Source organism: Mesorhizobium sp. M3A.F.Ca.ET.175.01.1.1, from assembly GCF_004791945.1.
In the GTDB taxonomy this organism is placed as follows: Bacteria; Pseudomonadota; Alphaproteobacteria; order Rhizobiales; family Rhizobiaceae; genus Mesorhizobium.
The window spans coordinates 434277-450446 of the sequence record NZ_SRTP01000001.1; the positions used below are offsets into that span (position 1 = coordinate 434277).

Genomic DNA, 16170 nt, shown 5'->3' on the forward strand with positions numbered 1-16170 from the left:
CCCGACAGGGAACTCTAAAGGAATTGAACCGATGCGTTCAGGTGTGATTGCAAAGAAGGTGGGAATGACCCGCATCTACAACGATGCCGGGGAACATGTTCCCGTCACTGTTCTCCAGATGGAGAACTGCCAGGTCGTGGCGCAGCGCACGCAGGAGAAGAACGGCTACACCGCCGTCCAGCTCGGCGTTGGCCTTGCCAAGGTGAAGAACACGTCGAAGGCGATGCGCGGCCATTTCGCTGCCGCCTCCGTCGAGCCGAAGGCGAAGCTCGCCGAGTTCCGCGTCTCCGCCGACAACATGATCGACGTCGGCGCCGAGCTGACCGTCGAGCATTTCGTCGCCGGCCAGAAGGTCGACGTGACGGGCACCTCGACCGGCAAGGGTTTCCAGGGCGTGATCAAGCGGCACAACATGGGTGGCGGCCGCGCCACGCACGGTAACTCGGTTTCGCACCGCACGCACGGTTCGACCGGTCAGCGCCAGGACCCCGGCAAGGTGTTCAAGGGCAAGAAGATGGCCGGCCACATGGGCGACGTCCGCGTCACCACGCAGAATGTCGAGGTCGTCTCGACCGATGCCGACCGCGGCCTGATCCTGATCCGCGGCGCCGTTCCTGGCGTCAAGGGCGCCTGGATCCTGGTCCGCGACGCGGCCAAGGTTGCGCTGCCCGCCAACGCACCGAAGCCTGCCGCAATCCGCGCTGCCGCTGTCGCCAAGAACGACGCCCCGGCCACCGAGGGAGCTGAATAATGGACCTCAAGATTACAACGCTCGGCGGCAAGGACGCCGGCAAGGTGAAACTCTCCGAGGAGATTTTCGGCCTTGACCCGCGCGAGGACATCCTGCAGCGCGTCGTGCGCTGGCAGCTCGCCAAGAAGCAGCAGGGCACGCACAAGGCCAAGGGCCGCGCCGAGATCGCGCGCACCGGCGCCAAGATGTACAAGCAGAAGGGTACCGGCCGCGCCCGTCACCATTCGGCTCGCGCTCCGCAGTTCCGCGGCGGCGGCAAGGCGCACGGCCCGGTCGTGCGCAGCCATGAGCACGACCTGCCGAAGAAGGTGCGTGCGCTGGGCTTGAAGCATGCTCTCTCGGCCAAAGCCAAGAGCGCTTCGATCATCATCGTCGACGAGCTGAAGCTGGCCGAGGCCAAGACGAAAGCGCTGGCCGCGAGCCTGGAGACGCTGGGGCTGACCAATGCCCTGGTGATCGGCGGCGCCGAGCTCGACCAGAACTTCAAGCTGGCGGCGACCAACATTCCGAACATCGACGTGCTGCCGATCCAGGGCATCAACGTCTACGACATTCTGCGCCGCGGCACGCTGGTCCTTTCGAAGGCCGCCGTCGAGGCTCTCGAGGAGCGCTTCAAATGACCGACCTTCGTCACTACGACGTGATCGTCTCGCCGGCGATCACCGAAAAGTCGACCATGGCTTCCGAGCAGAACCAGGTCGTCTTCAACGTCGCCAAGAAGGCGTCGAAGCCGGAAATCAAGGCCGCCGTCGAAGCTCTCTTCGGCGTCAAGGTGACGGCCGTGAACACGCTCGTCCGCAAGGGCAAGATCAAGCGCTTCCGCGGCACGGTTGGCCGCCAGGGCGACGTCAAGAAGGCGGTTGTGACGCTGGCCGACGGCCAGTCGATCGACGTCGCGACGGGTCTCTGAGCAAGGCCGCGAGGACAGGACAATGGCACTCAAGAAATTCAACCCGGTAACGCCGAGCACCCGCCAGCTGGTCATCGTCGACCGCTCGGGCCTCTACAAGGGCAAGCCCGTCAAGGGCCTGACCGAAGGCCTGACCAAGTCGGGCGGCCGAAACAACTACGGCCGCATCACGGCCCGCTTCATCGGCGGCGGTCACAAGCGCTCGTACCGCATCATCGACTTCAAGCGTAAGAAGTTCGACATCGTCGGCACGGTGGAGCGTATCGAATACGATCCGAACCGGACCGCCTTCATCGCGCTGATCAAGTATGACGATGGCGAGCTGTCCTACATCCTGGCGCCGCAGCGTCTTGCCGCCGGCGACAAGATCGTGGCCGGCGAAGCCGTCGACGTGAAGCCGGGCAATGCGATGCCGCTGGCCTCGATGCCGGTCGGCACGATCGTCCACAACATCGAGCTGAAGCCGGGCAAGGGCGGCCAGGTCGCCCGTTCGGCGGGCGGTTACGCCCAGCTCGTCGGCCGCGACCAGGGCATGGCGATCCTGCGCCTGAACTCGGGCGAGCAGCGCATCGTGCACGGTTCGTGCATGGCCACCGTCGGCGCCGTGTCGAACCCCGACCACGGCAACATCAACGACGGCAAGGCCGGCCGTACGGTGTGGCGCGGCAAGCGCCCGCACAATCGCGGCGTGGCCATGAACCCGGTCGATCATCCTCACGGCGGCGGTGAAGGCCGCACCTCGGGTGGCCGCCATCCGGTTTCGCCCTGGGGCAAGCCGACCAAGGGCAAGAAGACGCGGTCCAACAAGGCGACCGACAAGTTCATCGTGCGCTCGCGCCATCAGCGCAAGAGCTAAGAAGAGGTAACGCCAAGTGACTCGTTCGATTTGGAAAGGCCCCTTCATCGACGGCTACCTTCTCAAGAAGGTGGACAAGGTTCGTGAAGGCGGTCGCAATGAGGTGATCAAGATGTGGAGCCGCCGCTCCACCATCCTGCCGCAGTTCGTCGGCTTCACCTTCGGTGTCTACAACGGCCAGAAGCATGTTCCCGTCTCCGTGAACGAGGACATGGTCGGCCACAAGTTCGGTGAATTCGCTCCGACCCGGACCTACTACGGTCACGGCGCGGATAAGAAGGCGAAGAGGAAATAATCATGGGCAAGGCCAAAGCTCCGCGCAGGCTTGCTGACAACGAAGCGCGCGCCGTGCTGCGCACGATCCGTATCAGCCCGCAGAAGCTGAACCTGGTTGCCGCGCTGATCCGCGGCAAGAAGGTCGCGACAGCGCTTTCCGACCTCGAATTCTCGGCCAAGCGGATTTCCGGCACGGTCAAGAAGACGCTGGAGTCGGCGATCGCCAACGCGGAAAACAACCACGACCTCGACGTCGACGCGCTGGTGGTGGCGGAAGCCTATGTCGGCAAGTCGATCGTCATGAAGCGGTTCCACGCTCGTGGCCGTGGTCGCGCCAGCCGTATCGAAAAGCCGTTCTCGCACCTCACGATCGTCGTTCGTGAAGTCGAGGAAAAAGGGGAGGCCGCATAATGGGCCAGAAAGTCAATCCGATCGGGCTGCGTCTCGGCATCAACCGCACCTGGGATTCGCGCTGGTTCGCGAACACCGGCGAATACGGCCAGCTGCTGCATGAGGACATCAAGATCCGCAACTATCTTGAGAAGGAGCTCAAGCAGGCCGCGATCTCCAAGGTCGTGATCGAGCGCCCGCACAAGAAGTGCCGCGTCACCATCCATGCCGCGCGTCCGGGCCTGATCATCGGCAAGAAGGGCGCCGACATCGAGAAGCTTCGCAAGAAGCTGATGGAGATGACGAAGTCGGAGACGCACCTCAACATCGTTGAGGTGCGCAAGCCGGAAATCGACGCCACGCTGATCGCGCAGTCGATCGCGCAGCAGCTGGAGCGCCGCATCGCGTTCCGCCGCGCCATGAAGCGCGCCGTGCAGTCGGCCATGCGCCTCGGCGCCGAGGGCATCCGCATCAACTGTTCGGGCCGTCTCGGCGGCGCCGAAATCGCCCGCATGGAGTGGTACCGCGAAGGCCGCGTGCCGCTGCACACGCTGCGCGCCGATGTCGACTACGGCACGGCCGAGGCGAACACTGCCTACGGCATCTGCGGCGTCAAGGTGTGGGTGTTCAAGGGCGAGATCCTCGAGCACGACCCGATGGCTTCGGAACGCCGCGCCACGGAAGGCGATCATGGCGGTCCGTCGGGCGAGCGCGAGCGCGGTCGTCGTCGCGAGAACGCCTGAGACATTTGAGAATTTGGAGTTAGAACGATGCTGCAGCCAAAGCGCACAAAGTTCCGCAAGCAGTTCAAGGGCCGTATCCACGGTGCCGCCAAGGGCGGCACCAATCTGGATTTCGGCGGTTTCGGACTGAAGGCGCTTGAGCCGAACCGCGTCACCGCGCGTGAGATCGAGGCGGCCCGCCGCGCGATCACCCGCGAGATGAAGCGCGCCGGCCGCGTCTGGATCCGGGTGTTCCCGGATCTGCCGGTCACCTCGAAGCCGACCGAAGTCCGCATGGGTAAGGGCAAGGGCGGCGTCGACTACTGGGCGGCGCGCGTCAAGCCTGGCCGCATCATGTTCGAGATCGACGGCGTCAGCGAAGAGACCGCGCGTGAGGCGCTGCGTCTCGGTGCCGCCAAGCTCTCGGTCAAGACGCGCTTCGTACAGCGCATCGCAGAATAAGGACGGGCTGAACCATGAAAGCCGAAGACATCCGGACCAAGACCCAGGATCAGCTGACCGACGATCTGGCCAGCCTGAAGAAGGAGCAGTTCAATCTGCGCTTCCAGAAGGCCACCGGCCAGCTCGAGAAGACCGCGCGCGTGAAGCAGGTCCGCAGGGACATCGCGCGCATCAAGACCATCGCCGCGGAAAAAGCCGCGGCCAAGAAGGGTTAAGACCATGCCAAAGCGCATCCTGCAGGGCACCGTCGTCAGCGACAAGAACGAGAAGACGGTCGTCGTCAAGGTCGAGCGGCGCTTCACGCATCCCGTGATGAAGAAGACCGTGCGCCTGACCAAGAAGTACAAGGCGCATGACGAGAACAACGCCCACAAGGTCGGCGACCAGGTGTTCATCCAGGAATCGAAGCCGATTTCCAAGGACAAGCGCTGGATCGTCGTCACTTCGGATCAGGCTTGATCCGGGCGAACGAAACGAATTTTGGACAGACCGGGGAGGGGCTTCGAGCCCGTCCCGTTAGAAAAGAAGAAGGCGGCCAGTCATGATTCAGATGCAAACAAACCTCGACGTCGCGGATAATTCCGGCGCTCGTCGTGTCATGTGCATCAAGGTGCTGGGCGGCTCGAAGCGGAAGTATGCCTCCGTCGGCGACATCATCGTGGTGTCGATCAAGGAAGCCATCCCGCGCGGCCGCGTTAAGAAGGGCGATGTTATGAAGGCGGTCGTGGTTCGCACGGCCAAGGACATCCGCCGCCCGGACGGCAGCGTGATCCGTTTCGACAAGAACGCGGCCGTTCTCGTCGACAATAAGAAAGAGCCGATCGGCACGCGTATCTTCGGGCCGGTTCCGCGCGAGCTTCGCGCCAAGAACCACATGAAGATCATCTCGCTCGCGCCTGAAGTGCTGTAAGGAGCCGGACCAATGCAGAAGATCAGAAAAGGCGACAAGGTCGTCGTGCTTGCCGGCAAGGACAAGGGCCGCTCGGGCGAAGTCCTGTCGGTGCAGCCGAAGGAAGACACCGCGGTCGTTCGCGGCGTGAACCTCATTCGCCGTCACCAGAAGCAGACCCAGTCCCAAGAGGGCGGGATCATCACCAAGGAAGCGCCGATCCACCTGTCGAACATCGCGCTGGCCGATCCCAAGGACGGCAAGCCGACCCGCGTCGGTTTCGCCATCCAGAAGGACGGCAAGAAGGTGCGCGTCGCCAAGCGTTCGGGAGAAGTCATCAATGGCTAAGGCTGAAACCAAGCAGGCAGCTGCCAAGAACGAGCCGCGCCTCAAGAAGGTCTACAACGAGACCATCCGCAAGGCGCTGCAGGAGCAGTTCGGCTACGACAACGACATGCAGGTTCCGCGCATCGACAAGATCGTGCTGAACATGGGTGTCGGCGAGGCGACCGGCGATTCCAAGAAGCCTTCGGTCGCGGCCGAAGACCTAGCGCTGATTGCCGGCCAGAAGGCCGTGGTCACCCGCGCCCGCAACTCGATTGCCGGCTTCAAGGTGCGCGAGAACATGCCGATCGGCGCCAAGGTCACGCTGCGCAAGGAACGCATGTACGAGTTCCTCGACCGCCTCGTGAACATCGCGCTGCCGCGCGTCCGCGACTTCCGCGGGCTGAACCCGAAGAGCTTTGACGGCCGTGGCAACTACGCCATGGGCATCAAGGAACACATCGTGTTCCCGGAGATCAATTACGACAAGGTTGATCAGGTCTGGGGCATGGACGTCATCGTTTGTACGACGGCGAAGACGGACGACGAGGCCAGGGCGTTGCTCAAGGCCTTCAACTTCCCCTTCCGCCAGTAACGGCAGCGAAAAAGGAAAAATCTGAAATGGCAAAGACCAGCTCAGTCGAGAAGAACAACAGGCGCCGCAAGCTTGCCGGCCAGTTCGCCGCCAAGCGCAACGCGCTCAAGGCCATCGTCATGGATCAGTCCAAGCCGATGGAAGAACGGTTCCGTGCCCAGTTGAAGCTTTCGGCGCTGCCGCGCAACTCGGCCAAGATCCGCATCCGCAACCGCTGCGAAGTCACCGGCCGTCCGCGCGCCTACTATCGCAAGCTCAAGCTTTCGCGTATCGCGCTTCGCGATCTGGGCAACACCGGCCAGATCCCGGGCCTGGTCAAGTCGAGCTGGTAAGGAGGACATTGAGATGTCATTGAGCGATCCTCTCGGCGATATGCTGACCCGCATCCGCAACGCCTACGGCCGCAAGAAGTCGAGCGTCTCGACCCCGGCCTCGCGGCTGCGCGCCCGCGTCCTCGAAGTGCTGAAGTCGGAAGGCTATATCCGCGACTACAGCCAGACCGACTTCGACAACGGCAAGTCGGAAATCGAGATCGAGCTGAAGTATTTCGATGGCGCGCCGGTCGTGCGCGAGATCGAGCGCGTCTCGAAGCCTGGCCGCCGCGTCTACGTCTCGGCCAAGTCGATCCCGCAGGTCGCCAACGGCCTCGGCATCGCCATCCTGTCGACGCCGAAGGGCGTGATGGCCGACCATGAGGCACGCGAGCAGAATGTCGGCGGCGAAATTCTCTGCCAGATTTTCTAAGGGTGAATGGTCAATGGTGAATAGTGAATGGTGAAACTGCACGGGACTGTGACCGCGCCATTCTCCACTTCACCATTCAGCATTCACAGCAGTTAAGGAAAGAGGAGACAACAATGTCTCGTATCGGAAAGAAACCCGTTTCGCTGCCGCAGGGCGTGACCGCGACCGTTGCCGGCCAGACCGTGACGGCGAAGGGCCCCAAGGGCGAGCTGAAATTCGTGGTCAACGACGAAGTGCTGGTCAAGCTGGAGAACAACGAGATCTCCGTTGAGCCGCGCGACCAGACCAAGGCCGCCCGCTCCAAGTGGGGCATGTCGCGCACGCAGATCGTCAACATCCTGCAGGGCGTGAAGGACGGCTTCGAGAAGAAGCTCGAGATCACCGGCGTCGGCTATCGTGCCGCCATGCAGGGCAAGAACCTGCAGCTGGCGCTCGGCTTCAGCCACGACGTGGTCTATGAGACGCCGCAGGGCATCACGATCGCGGTGCCGAAGCCGACTGAAATCACGATCACCGGCATCGACAAGCAGCAGGTCGGCCAGGTCGCCGCCGAGATCCGCGAATATCGCGGCCCGGAGCCCTACAAGGGCAAGGGCGTGCGCTATGCCAACGAGCGGATCGTCCGCAAGGAAGGCAAGAAGAAGTAGTAGGCTTGGCCCCGAAAAGTTGCAGACTTTTCGCAAAGGACCAAGTGCAACGCCGCGGGGAGCGGCCGCGGGAGGCCTGGCCTACCGCACAAGGTTGCCCCCGTTTTTTGAAGGCAAGGAACTGACATCATGGCAAGCCCGAAAGAAACCACCCAACGCCGCGCGCAGCGCGTGCGCCGCCAGTTGAAGAAGGTCGCCGGCGAGCGCCCGCGGCTTTCGGTGCACCGCACCTCGAAGAATATCTACGTCCAGGTCATCGACGACGCCAAGGGCCACACGCTGGCTGCCGCCTCCACCCTGGAGAAGGACCTCAAGGGTTCGCTCAAGACCGGCGCCGACACTGCCGCCGCTGCCGCGGTGGGCAAGCTGATCGCCGAGCGTGCGACGAAGGCTGGTGTCAAGGAAGTCGTCTTCGACCGTGGCGCCTATATCTATCACGGCCGCGTCAAGGCGCTGGCCGAGGCCGCCCGCGAGGGTGGTCTGAGCTTCTAAGCTTGCTCCTGGTCCGGGAGGTCAGCGCAGCGAAAGTTGCTGACTTTTCGGACCAGATCATGCAAAGGGGCAATGAATTTCGCCGCCGGCGACCCACAAGAGGCGCCGGCATTTCAGCAACCCGTGCTTCCGGAAAAGAACAAGGACTAGGATATGGCACAGGAACGTAGAGAAGGCGGCCGCGGCCGCGAGCGTGAGCGCGAAGAGCGTGACGACGGCATGGTGGACAAGCTCGTCCACATCAACCGCGTCGCCAAGGTGGTGAAGGGCGGCCGTCGCTTCGGTTTTGCCGCTCTCGTCGTCGTCGGCGACCAGAAGGGCCGCGTCGGTTTCGGCCACGGCAAGGCACGCGAAGTGCCGGAGGCGATCCGCAAGGCGACCGAGTCGGCCAAGCGCGACATGATTTTCGTGCCGCTGCGCTCGGGCCGCACGCTGCATCACGACGTCGAGGGCCGCTGGGGCGCCGGACGCGTGCTGTTGCGCGCCGCCAAGCAGGGTACCGGCATCATCGCGGGTGGCCCGATGCGCGCCGTCTTCGAGACGCTCGGCATGCATGACGTGGTCGCCAAGTCGATGGGTTCGTCGAACCCGTACAACATGGTTCGCGCCACCTTCGACGCGCTAAAGAGCCAGATGCATCCCAAGGATGTGGCTGCCGCGCGCGGCATCAAGTACTCGACCCTTCAGGCTCGCCGCGGCACTGCCGTGGCGACCGAAGAATAGTCGACGCTGACCAGGGATTTCGACCATGGCCAAGAAAGCTACCAAAACCATCACCGTCAAGCAGATCGGTTCGCCGATCCGCCGGCCGAAGGAACAGCGTGCGACGCTGGTCGGCCTCGGGCTCAACAAGATGCACAAGCAGCGCACCCTGGAAGACACTCCTTCCGTGCGCGGCATGATCGCTGCCGTCCAGCATCTCGTCCGCGTCGTGGACGAGGGCTGAGCAGAAGCGCAGGAGAACGAAGATGAAACTCAACGATCTGCGTGACAAGGACGGCGCCACGCATTCCAAGAAGCGCCTCGGCCGCGGCATCGGCTCCGGCTCGGGCAAGACCGCCGGTCGCGGCGTCAAGGGCCAGAAGGCTCGCTCCGGTGTCGCCATCAACGGCTTCGAGGGTGGCCAGATGCCGCTCTACCGGCGCCTGCCGAAGCGCGGCTTCAACAACCTGTTCGGCAAGAGCTTCACCGTCGTGTCGCTCGCCCGCATCCAGGCTGCCGTCGACGCCAAGAAGCTCGACGCCAAGGCGACTGTGACGGCCGAGGCTCTGATTGCCGCCGGCGTCATCCGCCGCGCCAAGGACGGCGTGCGCGTGCTGTCTGACGGCGAGCTGAAGGCCAAGCTTTCCTTCGACGTCGCCGGCGCCTCCAAGGCCGCGATCGAGAAGATCGAGAAGGCCGGCGGTTCGGTGAAGCTGCCGGAAGCGGCCGCCGCCGAGTAACGGCGAATTGAAGCGCGGCCGACACGGATGAATTGCCGTCGAGCCGCGTTTTGATCTGATCAATTGAGCGGCCGCGTCAACGCGGCCGCTTGCATGTTTACGGTCTGGAGCTTATCTCGTCAGCATCGGCGACAGGCGCCGCCTGAGCTGCGGGCATCGAGCGGCAAAGAAATCAAAGAAGTAGAGCATTGTCCGAAAACCGCTTCACACTTTTCGGCATCATGCTCTAGCGGAGAATCAGGCATGGCTTCGGCTGCTGAACAACTAGCCTCGAATCTGAATTTTGCGGCCTTCGCCAAAGCCGAGGATCTGAAGAAACGCATCTGGTTCACCGTGGGCGCGCTGCTCGTCTACCGCCTCGGCACCTACATCCCGCTTCCCGGCATCAATCCCGACGCGTTTGCCCAGGCCTTCTCCTCGCAGAGCAAGGGCGTGCTCGGCATGTTCAACATGTTCGCCGGCGGCGCCGTGCAGCGCATGGCGATCTTCGCGCTCGGCATCATGCCCTACATTTCCGCCTCCATCATCATGCAGCTCATGACCTCGGTCATCCCGTCGCTTGAGGCGCTGAAGAAGGAGGGCGAGCAGGGCCGCAAGATCATCAACCAGTACACGCGCTACGGCACCGTGCTGCTGGCTCTGGTGCAGGCTTACGGCATCTCGATCGGCCTCGAGGGCGGCAACGGCATCGTCAACGATCCCGGCATGTTCTTTCGCATCTCGACCGTCGTTACGCTGGTCGGCGGCACCATGTTCCTGATGTGGCTCGGCGAGCAGATCACCGCGCGCGGCATCGGCAACGGCATTTCGCTGATCATCTTCTCCGGCATCGTCGCCGGCCTGCCGCGGGCGATCTCCGGCACGCTGGAACTTGGCCGCACCGGCGCGCTGTCGACAAGCCTGATCCTGGCGATCATCGTGCTCGCCATCGTGGTGATCGGGCTGATCGTGTTCTTCGAGCGCGCGCAGCGCCGGCTGCTGATCCAGTATCCGAAGCGTCAGGTCGGCAACCGGATGTTCCAGGGCGATACCTCGCACCTGCCGCTGAAGCTCAACACCTCGGGCGTCATCCCGCCGATCTTCGCGTCGTCACTGCTGCTTCTGCCAGCGACCGTCGCCGGTTTCTCGCAGACGACCAACCTGCCCACCTGGGCTAGCGCGATCCTCGCCTCGCTCGGCCATGGCCAGCCGCTTTACATGGCCTTCTACGCTGCGATGATCGTCTTCTTCGCTTTCTTCTACACGGCGATCGTCTTCAACCCGAAGGACACGGCCGACCAGTTGAAGAAGCATTCGGGCTTCATTCCGGGCTATCGTCCGGGCGAACGCACTGCGGAATATATCGATTACGTTCTGACGCGTATCACCGTCATCGGCGCCATCTACCTGGTGCTGGTGTGTCTGCTGCCCGAGTTCCTGATTTCGGCGACTGGCGTACCTTTCTACCTCGGTGGCACATCGCTTCTGATCGTGGTCAGTGTCACGCTCGACACGGTGGCGCAGATTCAGGGTCACCTGATCGCGCACCAGTATGAGGGGCTGATCAAGAAGTCGAAGTTGCGCGGGGGAAAGAGGAGCAGATGAGGCTGATATTGCTTGGACCGCCAGGGGCGGGCAAGGGGACGCAAGCACAGAGACTGGTAGACAATCACGGCATCCCCCAGCTTTCCACGGGTGACATGCTGCGTGCCGCCGTCCAGGCCGGAACTGAAGTCGGCAAGCGGGCAAAGGCGGTGATGGATGCCGGTGAACTGGTGTCGGATGCCATCGTCAACGCCATCGTCGCCGAACGGATCGACCAGCCCGACTGCGCCAGGGGGTTCATCCTCGACGGTTATCCGCGCACGCTGGTGCAGGCGGACGCGGTCGACGCCATGCTCGCCGAGCGCGGGATCGCACTGGATACCGTCATCGAGCTCGTCGTTGACGACAAGGCGCTGGTCGGCCGAATCGTGAAACGGGCCGAGGACGCCAAGGCCGCCGGCCAGCCGGTGCGCAAGGACGACAACCCGGCGGTGTTCGAGGAGCGCCTGCGGGAGTATTACAAGAAGACCGCCCCGCTGACCGGCTACTACTACGCCAAGCGCAAGCTGAAAGGCGTTGACGGCATGGCCAGCATCGACGCGGTGACCGCGGAGATCGAAGCGGTTCTTGCGGCGACCGTGAAGGAGGCCGCCGCGGCGAACTGAAGATTGCGCTTGACTGCAGGGGTTCGCTGGGGTATGGCGGCCCGTCTTCCTATCAGGCATGAACTTTGCTTGCCCGCAAGGGCAGGGCAGCCGCTTTGAACCAGGAAACTCCCGCAAGGGCCGGCCTCCACCGGACGCGGGGAACTTAGACAGCGCCGGCGCGTCCGGCCCAAATGGAGATGAGAGAAGATGGCTCGTATAGCCGGCGTCAACATTCCGACCAACAAGCGCGTCGTCATCGCGCTTCAGTACATTCACGGCATTGGCAAGAAGTTCGCCCAGGAGATCGTCGACAAGGTCGGCATCCCGGCCGAGCGGCGCGTCAACCAGCTGACCGACGCGGAAGTGCTGCAGATCCGCGAGACGATCGACCGCGACTATCAGGTCGAAGGCGACCTGCGCCGCGAAGTCTCGATGAACATCAAGCGGCTGATGGACCTCGGCTGCTATCGCGGCCTGCGTCATCGCCGCTCGCTGCCGGTCCGCGGCCAGCGCACGCACACCAATGCGCGCACCCGCAAGGGCCCGGCCAAGGCGATCGCCGGCAAGAAGAAGTAATTGGGGGAATAAGGGAGTAGGGGAGTAAGGCAGTAGGGAATAGTCCGAAAATCGGATCGTTTGTTCCCTGCTCCCTTACTTCCCTATTCCCCTACTCCCTTACCAGGTGGAGCCGCTGGCATTACGGCGGTGTAGAGATCAACTGAAAGGACTACCATGGCCAAGGAAGCCGCTCGTGTTCGCCGTCGCGAACGCAAGAACATCTCGTCGGGCGTTGCCCACGTCAATTCGACCTTCAACAACACGATGATCACCATCACCGACGCGCAGGGCAATTCGATTGCCTGGTCGTCGGCCGGCGCCCAGGGCTTCAAGGGTTCGCGCAAGTCGACCCCGTTCGCTGCCCAGATGGCGGCCGAAGACGTTGCGAAGAAGGCGCAGGAGCACGGCATGCGCATGCTCGAGGTCGAGGTCTGCGGACCCGGCTCCGGTCGCGAATCGGCGTTGCGCGCACTGCAGGCTGCCGGCTTCACCATCACCTCGATCCGTGACGTGACGCCAATCCCGCACAATGGCTGCCGCCCGCGCAAGAAGCGCCGCGTCTAAGAAATTACCGAACGCCGCGCGAGCGCTTGGGCGCAGCCGCGGTTTTTCCAGGCTGCCCGCCACGATTGGATGGTGGCGGGTCAAAGGAAGGAAGACACCATGATCCAGAAAAACTGGCAGGAACTGATCAAGCCGAACAAGATCGAGTTTTCGTCGAAGAAGAAGACGCTGACCACGCTGGTCGCCGAGCCGCTCGAGCGCGGCTTCGGCCTCACCCTCGGCAACGCGCTGCGGCGCGTGCTTCTGTCTTCGCTGCGCGGCGCGGCCGTCACCGCCGTGCAGATCGACGGCGTCCTGCATGAATTCTCGTCCATCGCCGGTGTGCGCGAGGACGTGACCGACATCGTGCTCAACATCAAGGAAATCGCCATCCGCATGGAAGGCGACGGTCCCAAGCGCATGGTCGTGCGCAAGCAGGGCCCCGGCGCGGTGCTCGCGGGCGACATCCAGACCGTCGGCGACGTCGAGATCCTCAACCCCGACCACGTGATCTGCACGCTGGACGAGGGCGCCGAGATCCGCATGGAGTTCACCGTCGACACCGGCAAGGGCTATGTGCCGGCCGAACGCAATCGCGCCGAGGACGCGCCGATCGGCCTGATCCCGGTCGATAGCCTCTACTCGCCGGTAAAGAAGGTCTCCTACAAGGTCGAGAACACCCGCGAGGGCCAGGTTCTCGACTATGACAAGCTGACCATGACCATCGAGACCGACGGTTCGATCTCGGGCGAAGACGCGGTGGCTTTCGCTGCCCGCATCCTGCAGGACCAGCTCAGCCTGTTCGTCAACTTCGACGAGCCGCAGAAGGAAGTCGCCACCGAGGCGGTCACCGAGCTCGCCTTCAACCCGGCGCTGCTCAAGAAGGTCGACGAGCTCGAGCTTTCGGTGCGTTCGGCCAACTGCCTGAAGAACGACAACATCGTCTATATCGGCGACCTGATCCAGAAGACCGAAGCCGAGATGCTGCGCACCCCGAACTTCGGCCGCAAGTCGCTGAACGAGATCAAGGAAGTGCTGGCGGCAATGGGCCTGCATCTCGGCATGGAAGTGCCGGACTGGCCGCCGGAAAACATCGAAGACCTCGCCAAGCGTTACGAAGATCAATACTGAGCGGTGAATTGAGAATGGTGAAATGGTGAATGGTCGCCGATCGGCGGCTTCGGAGACGTAGAGCCCTTCCATTCACCATTCACTATTGACCATTCACAAATCGAAACAGCCGGGCAACCGCCCATAACACCAGGAGAAGAGCCATGCGCCACGGATTTAAAGGCCGCCGGTTCGCCCGCAGCGTAAGCCACCGCAAGTCGATGTTCGCCAATCTCGCCGTGTCCCTCATCGAGCACGAGCAGATCGTCACAACCCTGCCGAAGGCGAAGGACCTGCGTCCGATCGTCGAGAAGCTGGTGACGCTCGGCAAGCGCGGCGACCTGCACGCCCGCCGCCAGGTGATCGCGCAGATCGGCAATGAAGGCGTCGTCAAGCGCCTGTTCGAGACCATTGCCCCCCGCTACGCCACCCGCAACGGCGGCTACCTGCGCATCATGAAGGCGGGCTTCCGCCACGGCGACAACGCTGCGATGGCGGTCATCGAGTTCGTCGACCGCGACACGTCGGCCAAAGGTGCCGCCGACCGCGCCCGCCTCGAGGCCGAAGGCGGCAACGAGGAAGCCGAAGCCGCCTGAGGCTTGGCGTTCGCCGATGACATCGAGGGGCCTTCGGGCCCCTTTTTGCATTTGGGCGGCAGTGCCCGACGGAGCCGTGTTGACACTGCCAAGCGTATGGTTTTGCGCGACAATTGTCGCATTTCAGTGCATTAGCCTTTCATTCTGCACAATCGTCGGGACAATGGCGCCCGACTGGAGGATTCGGAATGCAGTTCAAACGTCTGTTTCTGGTTGCAATTTGCGCGCTGGCCGCCTTTGCCGCGGCGCCCGCCGTGAGACAGGCGTTGGCCGAGGACGCTGCCAAGCCGGCTGATCCCGGCCTGTCCGACGTGCTGACCGATCTGCTGCACGGCGTCGAAGGCGAGAACGCCACCTCCGGTCCGGACAAGCGCGTGCCCTTCGGCCGCGAAGAGGTGCAGCTTTCCTTTGCTCCGCTGGTCAAGCAGACGGCGCCGGCCGTCGTCAATGTCTATGCATCACAGACCGCCAAGGTGACATCGCCTTTCGAAGGCGACCCCTTCTTCGAGGAGTTCTTCGGCCGCACCCGGCCCCGCGCCCAGTCCTCCCTCGGATCCGGCGTGCTGGTCGACCCGAGCGGCGTCATCGTCACCAACTATCACGTCATCAAGGGTGCCGACGAGGTGAAGGTAGCAACCGCCGATGGGCGCGAATTTGCCAGCAAGGTGATGCTGAAGGACGAGACGCTCGATCTCGCCGTGCTCAAGATCTCGGGCGACAAGCCGTTCCCGGTGATCGCCATCGGCGATTCCGACGCGCTCGAGGTGGGCGATCTGGTGCTGGCGATCGGCAATCCGTTCGGTGTCGGGCAGACCACCACAAGCGGCATCGTTTCGGCGCTCGCGCGCAGCCATATCGGTGTGTCGGATTCGGGCTATTTCATCCAGACGGACGCTGCCATCAATCCCGGCAATTCCGGTGGCGCGCTGATCAACATGGGCGGCCAGCTGGTCGGTATCAACACGGCGATCTACAGCCGCAGCGGCGGCTCGATCGGCATCGGCTTCGCTATTCCCGCGAATATGGTTCGCGCTTTCGCCGACGCCGCCAAGGCCGGTCTCGATTTCTTCGAGCGGCCCTATATCGGCGCCGAATTCGAGGCGGTGACGCCGCAGATCGCGGAATCGCTCGGGATGGAAAAGCCGACCGGCGCGCTGGTCTCCTCGGTCGACGCGACCGGCCCGGCCGGCAAGGCAGGGCTCAAGCCCGGCGATGTCGTGCTGTCGCTCAACAACACGCCGGTGGAAAGCATCGAGGCGCTCGATTACCGGATGGCGACGCTGTCGATCGGCTCCAAGGCGACCTTCGCAGTGCTGAGCAAGGGCCAGCAGGCGACGATGGAGATCGCGCTGGAGCGTGCGCCGGAAGGGGCAAAGGCCACGGAAGTGACGCTGCATGGCCGCAGTCCGTTCGCCGGCGCCAAGGTGGCGGAACTGTCGCCGCGGCTGGCGCAGCGGCTTGGCCTGCGGAGCGACATCAAAGGCGTCACCGTCGTCGACATCAACCGCGATTCCCCGGCCGCCGATTTTGGCTTCCAGCCAGGCGACATCGTGCGCGAGGTGAATGGCACGAGCATCGACACAGCAGCGACGCTGGCCCAGATTGCCCAGCAGGACACGCGCTGGTGGCGCTTTACCGTCGAACGCGGCGGGCAGATACTGCGGCAAGTATTGCGTTACTGAGCCCGATCGG

Annotated in this window: 27 protein-coding genes; all 27 read left to right on the forward strand. The window is 63.3% G+C overall.

All coding sequences use genetic code 11. The features are described 5' to 3' along the window. Positions 1-31: 31 nt before the first annotated feature. The 27 genes from rplC (at position 32) to EN818_RS02290 (ending at position 16160) form a co-directional block, all read left to right on the forward strand. Complete coding sequence (gene rplC / locus EN818_RS02160; RefSeq protein WP_095807488.1) at positions 32-751, forward strand: 50S ribosomal protein L3; 720 nt, start codon at positions 32-34, stop codon at positions 749-751. Beyond that, complete coding sequence (gene rplD / locus EN818_RS02165; protein WP_095807487.1) at positions 751-1371, forward strand: 50S ribosomal protein L4; 621 nt, start codon at positions 751-753, stop codon at positions 1369-1371. The genes rplC and rplD overlap by 1 nt, the downstream gene beginning before the upstream one ends. After that, on the forward strand, positions 1368-1661 hold the full coding sequence (locus tag EN818_RS02170; RefSeq protein WP_040983033.1) for a 50S ribosomal protein L23: 294 nt from the start codon (positions 1368-1370) through the stop codon (positions 1659-1661). The genes rplD and EN818_RS02170 overlap by 4 nt, the downstream gene beginning before the upstream one ends. Before the next feature lie 22 nt (positions 1662-1683). After that, on the forward strand, positions 1684-2517 hold the full coding sequence (gene rplB, locus EN818_RS02175; RefSeq protein WP_095807486.1) for a 50S ribosomal protein L2: 834 nt from the start codon (positions 1684-1686) through the stop codon (positions 2515-2517). 16 nt (positions 2518-2533) lie between these two features. Next, entirely contained in the window at positions 2534-2812 is a 279-nt protein-coding gene (gene rpsS / locus EN818_RS02180; RefSeq protein ID WP_006205463.1) for a 30S ribosomal protein S19, read from the forward strand. A 2-nt stretch (positions 2813-2814) separates the two neighbouring features. Continuing rightward, positions 2815-3204: a 50S ribosomal protein L22 gene (rplV, locus tag EN818_RS02185; RefSeq protein WP_010909277.1), complete on the forward strand. Its 390-nt coding sequence runs from the start codon at positions 2815-2817 to the stop codon at positions 3202-3204. Further along, positions 3204-3926 (forward strand): 30S ribosomal protein S3, encoded by a 723-nt coding sequence (gene rpsC, locus EN818_RS02190; RefSeq protein WP_095807485.1) that lies wholly within the window; start codon positions 3204-3206, stop codon positions 3924-3926. Before rplV ends, rpsC begins: the two co-directional genes overlap by 1 nt. 27 nt (positions 3927-3953) lie before the next feature. After that, positions 3954-4367 carry a 50S ribosomal protein L16 gene (rplP, locus tag EN818_RS02195; RefSeq protein ID WP_040994621.1) on the forward strand — a complete coding sequence of 138 codons (414 nt, stop codon included), beginning with the start codon at positions 3954-3956 and terminating at the stop codon, positions 4365-4367. Between the two features lie 14 nt (positions 4368-4381). Then, a complete protein-coding gene (rpmC, locus tag EN818_RS02200; protein ID WP_095807484.1) occupies positions 4382-4582 on the forward strand; it encodes a 50S ribosomal protein L29 in 201 nt (66 codons plus the stop codon). A 4-nt stretch (positions 4583-4586) separates the two neighbouring features. Continuing rightward, positions 4587-4826, forward strand: coding sequence for a 30S ribosomal protein S17 (gene rpsQ, locus EN818_RS02205; RefSeq protein WP_059188492.1), 240 nt, complete (start codon positions 4587-4589; stop codon positions 4824-4826). Between the two features lie 82 nt (positions 4827-4908). Beyond that, positions 4909-5277 carry a 50S ribosomal protein L14 gene (rplN, locus tag EN818_RS02210; RefSeq protein WP_006205457.1) on the forward strand — a complete coding sequence of 123 codons (369 nt, stop codon included), beginning with the start codon at positions 4909-4911 and terminating at the stop codon, positions 5275-5277. Between the two features lie 12 nt (positions 5278-5289). Further along, positions 5290-5604 (forward strand): 50S ribosomal protein L24, encoded by a 315-nt coding sequence (rplX, locus tag EN818_RS02215; RefSeq protein WP_095807483.1) that lies wholly within the window; start codon positions 5290-5292, stop codon positions 5602-5604. Then, positions 5597-6175, forward strand: coding sequence for a 50S ribosomal protein L5 (gene rplE, locus EN818_RS02220; RefSeq protein WP_095807482.1), 579 nt, complete (start codon positions 5597-5599; stop codon positions 6173-6175). The genes rplX and rplE overlap by 8 nt, the downstream gene beginning before the upstream one ends. A 26-nt stretch (positions 6176-6201) precedes the next feature. Beyond that, on the forward strand, positions 6202-6507 hold the full coding sequence (rpsN, locus tag EN818_RS02225; RefSeq protein WP_095807481.1) for a 30S ribosomal protein S14: 306 nt from the start codon (positions 6202-6204) through the stop codon (positions 6505-6507). A gap of 13 nt (positions 6508-6520) precedes the next feature. Further along, positions 6521-6919 carry a 30S ribosomal protein S8 gene (rpsH, locus tag EN818_RS02230; protein WP_059188496.1) on the forward strand — a complete coding sequence of 133 codons (399 nt, stop codon included), beginning with the start codon at positions 6521-6523 and terminating at the stop codon, positions 6917-6919. 113 nt (positions 6920-7032) lie between these two features. Continuing rightward, positions 7033-7566 (forward strand): 50S ribosomal protein L6, encoded by a 534-nt coding sequence (gene rplF, locus EN818_RS02235; RefSeq protein ID WP_095807480.1) that lies wholly within the window; start codon positions 7033-7035, stop codon positions 7564-7566. Between the two features lie 129 nt (positions 7567-7695). Then, positions 7696-8058: a 50S ribosomal protein L18 gene (gene rplR / locus EN818_RS02240; RefSeq protein WP_095807479.1), complete on the forward strand. Its 363-nt coding sequence runs from the start codon at positions 7696-7698 to the stop codon at positions 8056-8058. A gap of 153 nt (positions 8059-8211) precedes the next feature. Further along, positions 8212-8781 (forward strand): 30S ribosomal protein S5, encoded by a 570-nt coding sequence (gene rpsE / locus EN818_RS02245; RefSeq protein ID WP_095807478.1) that lies wholly within the window; start codon positions 8212-8214, stop codon positions 8779-8781. A gap of 25 nt (positions 8782-8806) precedes the next feature. Continuing rightward, positions 8807-9004: a 50S ribosomal protein L30 gene (gene rpmD / locus EN818_RS02250; protein ID WP_095807477.1), complete on the forward strand. Its 198-nt coding sequence runs from the start codon at positions 8807-8809 to the stop codon at positions 9002-9004. Positions 9005-9026: 22 nt separating this feature from the next. Next, positions 9027-9500 carry a 50S ribosomal protein L15 gene (rplO, locus tag EN818_RS02255; protein ID WP_095807476.1) on the forward strand — a complete coding sequence of 158 codons (474 nt, stop codon included), beginning with the start codon at positions 9027-9029 and terminating at the stop codon, positions 9498-9500. 243 nt (positions 9501-9743) lie between these two features. Beyond that, positions 9744-11084: a preprotein translocase subunit SecY gene (gene secY / locus EN818_RS02260; protein ID WP_095807475.1), complete on the forward strand. Its 1341-nt coding sequence runs from the start codon at positions 9744-9746 to the stop codon at positions 11082-11084. Beyond that, positions 11081-11689 carry an adenylate kinase gene (locus tag EN818_RS02265; protein ID WP_129552753.1) on the forward strand — a complete coding sequence of 203 codons (609 nt, stop codon included), beginning with the start codon at positions 11081-11083 and terminating at the stop codon, positions 11687-11689. Before secY ends, EN818_RS02265 begins: the two co-directional genes overlap by 4 nt. Before the next feature lie 189 nt (positions 11690-11878). Then, a complete protein-coding gene (gene rpsM, locus EN818_RS02270) occupies positions 11879-12247 on the forward strand; it encodes a 30S ribosomal protein S13 (RefSeq protein ID WP_024924780.1) in 369 nt (122 codons plus the stop codon). A 156-nt stretch (positions 12248-12403) separates the two neighbouring features. Beyond that, positions 12404-12793 (forward strand): 30S ribosomal protein S11, encoded by a 390-nt coding sequence (gene rpsK, locus EN818_RS02275; protein WP_006205444.1) that lies wholly within the window; start codon positions 12404-12406, stop codon positions 12791-12793. 99 nt (positions 12794-12892) lie between these two features. Then, positions 12893-13903 (forward strand): DNA-directed RNA polymerase subunit alpha, encoded by a 1011-nt coding sequence (locus EN818_RS02280; protein ID WP_059188661.1) that lies wholly within the window; start codon positions 12893-12895, stop codon positions 13901-13903. Positions 13904-14046: 143 nt separating this feature from the next. Then, positions 14047-14478, forward strand: coding sequence for a 50S ribosomal protein L17 (gene rplQ, locus EN818_RS02285; RefSeq protein WP_095807473.1), 432 nt, complete (start codon positions 14047-14049; stop codon positions 14476-14478). Positions 14479-14666: 188 nt separating this feature from the next. Further along, entirely contained in the window at positions 14667-16160 is a 1494-nt protein-coding gene (locus tag EN818_RS02290) for a DegQ family serine endoprotease (RefSeq protein ID WP_095807472.1), read from the forward strand. The last annotated feature ends 10 nt before the right edge of the window (positions 16161-16170 follow it).

Bases quoted from the DNA above. Each gene is read 5' to 3' on its own strand.
- rplP (WP_040994621.1), top strand. From the start codon at position 3,954: ATGCTGCAGCCAAAGCGCACAAAGTTCCGCAAGCAGTTCAAGGGCCGT.
- EN818_RS02290 (WP_095807472.1), top strand. From the start codon at position 14,667: ATGCAGTTCAAACGTCTGTTTCTGGTTGCAATTTGCGCGCTGGCCGCC.
- EN818_RS02170 (WP_040983033.1), top strand. From the start codon at position 1,368: ATGACCGACCTTCGTCACTACGACGTGATCGTCTCGCCGGCGATCACC.
- rplQ (WP_095807473.1), top strand. From the start codon at position 14,047: ATGCGCCACGGATTTAAAGGCCGCCGGTTCGCCCGCAGCGTAAGCCAC.
- rplC (WP_095807488.1), top strand. From the start codon at position 32: ATGCGTTCAGGTGTGATTGCAAAGAAGGTGGGAATGACCCGCATCTAC.
- EN818_RS02280 (WP_059188661.1), top strand. From the start codon at position 12,893: ATGATCCAGAAAAACTGGCAGGAACTGATCAAGCCGAACAAGATCGAG.
- rplR (WP_095807479.1), top strand. From the start codon at position 7,696: ATGGCAAGCCCGAAAGAAACCACCCAACGCCGCGCGCAGCGCGTGCGC.
- rpsN (WP_095807481.1), top strand. From the start codon at position 6,202: ATGGCAAAGACCAGCTCAGTCGAGAAGAACAACAGGCGCCGCAAGCTT.
- rpsE (WP_095807478.1), top strand. From the start codon at position 8,212: ATGGCACAGGAACGTAGAGAAGGCGGCCGCGGCCGCGAGCGTGAGCGC.
- rpsM (WP_024924780.1), top strand. From the start codon at position 11,879: ATGGCTCGTATAGCCGGCGTCAACATTCCGACCAACAAGCGCGTCGTC.
- rplE (WP_095807482.1), top strand. From the start codon at position 5,597: ATGGCTAAGGCTGAAACCAAGCAGGCAGCTGCCAAGAACGAGCCGCGC.
- EN818_RS02265 (WP_129552753.1), top strand. From the start codon at position 11,081: ATGAGGCTGATATTGCTTGGACCGCCAGGGGCGGGCAAGGGGACGCAA.
- secY (WP_095807475.1), top strand. From the start codon at position 9,744: ATGGCTTCGGCTGCTGAACAACTAGCCTCGAATCTGAATTTTGCGGCC.
- rpsK (WP_006205444.1), top strand. From the start codon at position 12,404: ATGGCCAAGGAAGCCGCTCGTGTTCGCCGTCGCGAACGCAAGAACATC.
- rpsC (WP_095807485.1), top strand. From the start codon at position 3,204: ATGGGCCAGAAAGTCAATCCGATCGGGCTGCGTCTCGGCATCAACCGC.
- rplN (WP_006205457.1), top strand. From the start codon at position 4,909: ATGATTCAGATGCAAACAAACCTCGACGTCGCGGATAATTCCGGCGCT.
- rplD (WP_095807487.1), top strand. From the start codon at position 751: ATGGACCTCAAGATTACAACGCTCGGCGGCAAGGACGCCGGCAAGGTG.
- rplV (WP_010909277.1), top strand. From the start codon at position 2,815: ATGGGCAAGGCCAAAGCTCCGCGCAGGCTTGCTGACAACGAAGCGCGC.
- rpmC (WP_095807484.1), top strand. From the start codon at position 4,382: ATGAAAGCCGAAGACATCCGGACCAAGACCCAGGATCAGCTGACCGAC.
- rpmD (WP_095807477.1), top strand. From the start codon at position 8,807: ATGGCCAAGAAAGCTACCAAAACCATCACCGTCAAGCAGATCGGTTCG.
- rplO (WP_095807476.1), top strand. From the start codon at position 9,027: ATGAAACTCAACGATCTGCGTGACAAGGACGGCGCCACGCATTCCAAG.
- rplX (WP_095807483.1), top strand. From the start codon at position 5,290: ATGCAGAAGATCAGAAAAGGCGACAAGGTCGTCGTGCTTGCCGGCAAG.
- rpsH (WP_059188496.1), top strand. From the start codon at position 6,521: ATGTCATTGAGCGATCCTCTCGGCGATATGCTGACCCGCATCCGCAAC.
- rpsQ (WP_059188492.1), top strand. From the start codon at position 4,587: ATGCCAAAGCGCATCCTGCAGGGCACCGTCGTCAGCGACAAGAACGAG.
- rplB (WP_095807486.1), top strand. From the start codon at position 1,684: ATGGCACTCAAGAAATTCAACCCGGTAACGCCGAGCACCCGCCAGCTG.
- rplF (WP_095807480.1), top strand. From the start codon at position 7,033: ATGTCTCGTATCGGAAAGAAACCCGTTTCGCTGCCGCAGGGCGTGACC.